Genomic DNA, 4,318 nt, shown 5'->3' with positions numbered 1-4,318 from the left:
GGCCCCTTCGTCGGTGGTCGCCGTGGACATCGTGGAACGTCCCTTCCCGCAGGTCGCGGCGGCCTCGTTGCCGCCTGGCGTATACGAACGCATCGACGGGCGGAGGAACAGGCCGTGGGCCGCGGCGTGCGACGAGCGGTCGCACGGAGCGGCGAGCGGTGCGGTGAACGGTCGGCGACCCCGGCTACGGACCGGGCGGGCCCCGCGAGACGCGGCTTACGGCACCACCGTCACGGGCCAGCGTCCCGCCTTCACCAATCGCACCGCCACCGAGCCGATGATCCGGTGCCCGGCGGACTCGGAGGCGCCGACCACCACGGCGTCCGCCTTCAGGTCGTCCGCGGCGCTGACCAGCCCGTTGTACGGATCACCGCGGAAGGTGTGGAACTCCCACCGCACGTCCCAGGTGTCCCTCATCCGCTCGGTGGAGGTCCGGATCTCGTTTATCAGCCCTTCCGCCACGTCGCCGGTGGTTCCGGCCACCGGCGCCCCGAGCGCCGCTCCGGTGACCATCAGGGGCTGGACGTAGACCAGCGCCAGCGTGGCGTTCTGCCTGCGCGAGAGCCCGGCGGCGTAGGCCGCCGCGCGCATGGAGGACTCGGAGCCGTCGATGCCCGCGACGATCACTTTGGGGCCGTCAGTGCCACGTTCGAACTGGTGTCGCTGTTGCTCAGTCACGGCAGGAAGGCTAGCGGCTCATGCATCCGGTGCCGAACGGGTCGTGGCGCACTGCTGGGCCGGTCGGCACAGGGGTGGTCCTTCCATCGGGTACACCTCACCCGGCCTCCGTGTCGCACAGCACGACAAAACGATCTTCGTGCGAGCAGTTGGTCATGAAGTATGAAAAGAAGCCACCCGGGCGCCGGATGCTGCTCAACATCGCGGCCGGACTCGGTGCCGCGGCCGCCGTGCGCCTGATCGCGGCGGAGCCGGCCACCGTCCCCACCGGGCCGGCCGCGGGCCCGCGAACCCCGGTGGCGGCCGGTCCGCCCGCCGCGGCGCCCCGCAGACCCTCCGCCTACCGGCTCCAGCCCATGGTCGGCCAGGCCGCCGAGGCCGCACCCCGCCGTCGGCCCGCGCGGCCGCCCGTACGCACCCGGCCCTTCGAGGACTTGCCTGACCTCGGCCGCGCGATGGTGCTCACCTTCGACGACGGCCCCGATCCGCTCTACACGCCGCAGATTCTGGCCACCCTGCGCCGGTACCAGGTGCACGCCATGTTCTTCCTGTGCGGCGAGATGGCGAACGACAACCGGGATCTGGTGCGTGCCATCGCCGAGGACGGCCATGTGATCGGCAACCACACCTGGACGCATCCTCTGATGACCAGCCTGAGCCGGGCGGAGGCGAGGGACGAGATCGAGCGGACCAGCGAGGTGCTCCAGCGCACCGCCGGCGAGGCGCCGCTCTGGTTCCGGGCGCCGTACGGGGCGTGGAACCGCAACACCTTCGAGATCGGCGCGGAGCTGAACATGGAACCGATGGCGTGGACGGTGGACACGCTCGACTGGGAGACACCCGGCACCGACGCGATCATCGGCCGGGTGCTGGACGGGGCGGCCCCCGGAGTGGTCGTGCTCTCCCATGACGCCGGGGGCAACCGCTCGCAGACCGTCGATGCGCTCCCGGTGTACCTGCCCCGTCTGATCGACGAGGGGTACCGGCTCACGGTGCCGTACCGCACCTGAGCGCTCCGGGCACCCTGGGTGCCGGGCGTCGTGCGCGGACCGGGCGGAGACGTCCCCGCCCGGTGCACTCCGGCCGGCCCACGGTCAGCGGGTCTCCGTCAGGCGGGCGAAGACGACGACGTTGCCGTCGTACCCGGCAGCCTTCGAGTAGCCCCCGCCGCAGGTGATCACCCGGAGCTCGGCGTAGCCGGTGTCCCCGTACACCCGGGGGCCGGGGAACTCGGCCTTGGAGAAGACCTCCACGCCGTAGATCTCGAAGACCGCGACCCTGCCGTCGTAGCGGGTCACCTCCACGTGCTCGCCCTTGGTGAGGGCGCCGAGCCCGTAGAAGACGGCCGGCCCCGACATGTTGTCCACGTGGCCGACGACCACCGACGTGCCCCGCTGCCCCGGGGAGATGCCGTTCTGGTACCAGCCCGCCAGATTCTTGTCCTGCGGGTCGGGCGCGGCGATCCAGCCGTCCTGGTCGAGGCCCACGTCCACGATCGGGGCGTCCACCTTGATCGCGGGGATCGAGACGCGGGCGGCGGGGGCGTACGGCAGCATCTGCACCGGCTCCCCTTCCACGGGGGTGTCGTCGATGTCCCGCGTGCTGTCGATGCGGGCGGCCGCGACGGGCTGAGGTGGCCCGTCCGGTACGTCCACGCCGTTCCTCATCAGCGCGATCCCGGTGAGCATGACCAGGGCGACCGCCCCCCAGGGAGTGTGTCTGGTCCGCCGGACCTTCCAGTTGTCCCGGCCCACGGTTCTCTCTTTCGTCGCCACGCTCGGCACGCTAGGGGCGCGGGGACGCGACGGCGATCGGAGCGGGGCGAACGGGTGGCCAGCGGTCCTCGCAGGTCAGTCGCCTTGCCCGTCGGCGTAATGGGCAGATAAAAATTCTGACGGCCCGTGACCTGGGACTCCGTCAGGTAGAGCCACAGGCCGCCCGGCGTGTCGCCGTGCCGGGAGCGACGGTGCCGACATGCGACGCGGCCCGGTTCTGGTGAGGGTTCGTCATGGGACGCGTTCGGTCGATCCCGGAGGAGAGGCTTCCGGGGCGCGTCCCGCTGGAGGTTCACACGATGCGTGTTACACGCGCTCTCGCGGTCACCGCGACGGCATTCGCGGCGGTGGGACTCGCCCCTTCGCTGGCCGCGGCCGGCGGTGGCCCGGCCCCGTCCGCCCCGGTGAACGTCACCGTCAACCCGCGCGCGGTCCACCAGGGCGCCACGCTCCAGATCAGCGCTCAGGGCTGCAACCGCGGCGGCCGGGTGTGGTCGAACGCGTTCCCGACGGTCGAGCTTTCGGCGGGCCGCACCGGGTACGCCACCGCGCGCATCCGTTACGACACCACCCCCGGGCACTACAACCTGTCGGTGCGCTGCAACAACGGCAACGGCAACGGCAACAACGGCAACAGCAACAACAACAACGGCAACAACAACGACGGCAACGACTTCGGCAACGGCGGCAACGGCAGCAACGACGCCGTGGCGACGGCGCGGTTCACCGTGCTCGACGGCCGCGGGGCCCAGGGCGGCCTCGGCGGCTCCATGGGACCGGGATCCACCGAAACGCGGATCGGCGGCGCACTGGTGGCGGCCGCGGCCGTCGGCGGTGCCGTCTTCGTCGTCCGCCGTCGCCGGGCGAGCGATGCGGCCGTCTAGGCGGCCGTCCCCGCCGCCCGGCCCGATAGGCCCGTCGCCCCGAGTCCCGCGTCCGGACCCGGGGCGACCGGCGTTCGTGGCAGACCTCGTGTCCCTGCCCCGGGCCTTGCCGGCCGGGCGCCGGTCAGTGCCGGCCGGCGCCGCGACGGCGTACGAAGAAGACGGTGCCGCCGGCAGCCGACAGCACGAGCGCCGCGCCCGCCGCGAGTTCTCCGTGGTCGAGCGACCCGATGCTCCCTCCCAGCCCGCCCTGGACGCCCGCGGGGGCAGGGGCCGAAGACGTGGGGTTCGCCGTCGTGAGAGCCGTGGCGGTGCCGATCACCGGGGTGACGGGAGTGACGGGAGCGACAGAGGCGACAGGAGCGACGGCGGCGGCGGTGGAAGCACTCGTGGTGGCACCGCCCATGACGGTGAGGGTGACGTTCTCCGCGTCGCCGCTGGAGCCGCATTTGAACGTCACCGCGTAGATGGCACCCTTCCGGGCGTCCCGGTCCACCGTGGCGATGGCCGTGGTGCTTCCGGCGGCGATGAGGGCGGTGTCGAAGACTCCGGAGGTGACGGTCGTACCGCCCGAGCACCCCCCGCTGCCCAGCGTGACCTGGCCGCCCGGCGCGATGACCGAGGGGGTGACGGTGGGGGTGAACGGCGACGGACTTCCCCCGTCCTGGGCGGCGTGGGCGGCGGGGGACGCGAGGAGGAGAGCGGTGGCGCCGGACAGGGCAAGGGGTGCGACACGTATCGCGCGCATGTGAGCCTCCGGGGACCGAGGCGTATCCGCGGAACCGGTTTCCGCGACGCGTGAAGCACGAGGGAATACGTCTCGATGTCCGACACGCTAGGAGCGCGTCGCATCTCCCGCGATCGGAGTACGGCGAATGGGGCACTGCCGTCCCCGTTATGTTTTTCGCGGTCCTGCAACGGGGCCGCTGGCCTCCGGGCCCGGCATGACTGTGTCCCCCTGTCGAAGGCATGACCTGGGGG

The 4,318-nt window shown here is 72.1% G+C and carries 5 protein-coding genes; 2 read left to right on the top strand and 3 right to left on the bottom strand.

Going from position 1 to position 4,318, the window contains the following annotated elements; genetic code table 11:
- Nucleotides 1-216: 216 nt before the first annotated feature.
- Complete coding sequence (locus ACFWEP_RS32310; protein ID WP_387375501.1) at nucleotides 217-678, bottom strand: universal stress protein; 462 nt, start codon at nucleotides 676-678, stop codon at nucleotides 217-219.
- A 155-nt stretch (nucleotides 679-833) separates the two neighbouring features.
- On the opposite strand from ACFWEP_RS32310, the gene ACFWEP_RS32305 reads away from it, so the two are divergent.
- On the top strand, nucleotides 834-1,688 hold the full coding sequence (locus ACFWEP_RS32305) for a polysaccharide deacetylase family protein (protein WP_387375499.1): 855 nt from the start codon (nucleotides 834-836) through the stop codon (nucleotides 1,686-1,688).
- Nucleotides 1,689-1,772: 84 nt separating this feature from the next.
- Here the strand turns inward: ACFWEP_RS32305 and ACFWEP_RS32300 are convergent, their stop codons facing one another.
- On the bottom strand, nucleotides 1,773-2,432 hold the full coding sequence (locus ACFWEP_RS32300) for a class F sortase (RefSeq protein WP_387375502.1): 660 nt from the start codon (nucleotides 2,430-2,432) through the stop codon (nucleotides 1,773-1,775).
- A gap of 320 nt (nucleotides 2,433-2,752) precedes the next feature.
- Between ACFWEP_RS32300 and ACFWEP_RS32295 the strand changes: the two genes are divergently transcribed.
- The gene (locus tag ACFWEP_RS32295) at nucleotides 2,753-3,337 is read left to right on the top strand and encodes a hypothetical protein (protein ID WP_387375497.1); all 585 of its coding nucleotides are present in this window, start codon (nucleotides 2,753-2,755) and stop codon (nucleotides 3,335-3,337) included.
- A gap of 124 nt (nucleotides 3,338-3,461) precedes the next feature.
- Here the strand turns inward: ACFWEP_RS32295 and ACFWEP_RS32290 are convergent, their stop codons facing one another.
- Complete coding sequence (locus tag ACFWEP_RS32290) at nucleotides 3,462-4,085, bottom strand: hypothetical protein (RefSeq protein WP_387375495.1); 624 nt, start codon at nucleotides 4,083-4,085, stop codon at nucleotides 3,462-3,464.
- Between the last annotated feature and the right edge of the window lie 233 nt (nucleotides 4,086-4,318).

Origin of the sequence: Streptomyces sp. NPDC060198 (assembly GCF_042728415.1) — a bacterium.
Classification (GTDB): Bacteria; Actinomycetota; Actinomycetes; order Streptomycetales; family Streptomycetaceae; genus Streptomyces.
This window is presented reverse-complemented; position numbering and strand designations above follow the sequence as displayed.

Coding starts and splice junctions, on each gene's coding strand:
- ACFWEP_RS32305 (WP_387375499.1), top strand. CDS start 834: ATGAAGTATGAAAAGAAGCCACCCGGGCGCCGGATGCTGCTCAACATC.
- ACFWEP_RS32290 (WP_387375495.1), bottom strand. CDS start 4,085: ATGCGCGCGATACGTGTCGCACCCCTTGCCCTGTCCGGCGCCACCGCT.
- ACFWEP_RS32295 (WP_387375497.1), top strand. CDS start 2,753: ATGCGTGTTACACGCGCTCTCGCGGTCACCGCGACGGCATTCGCGGCG.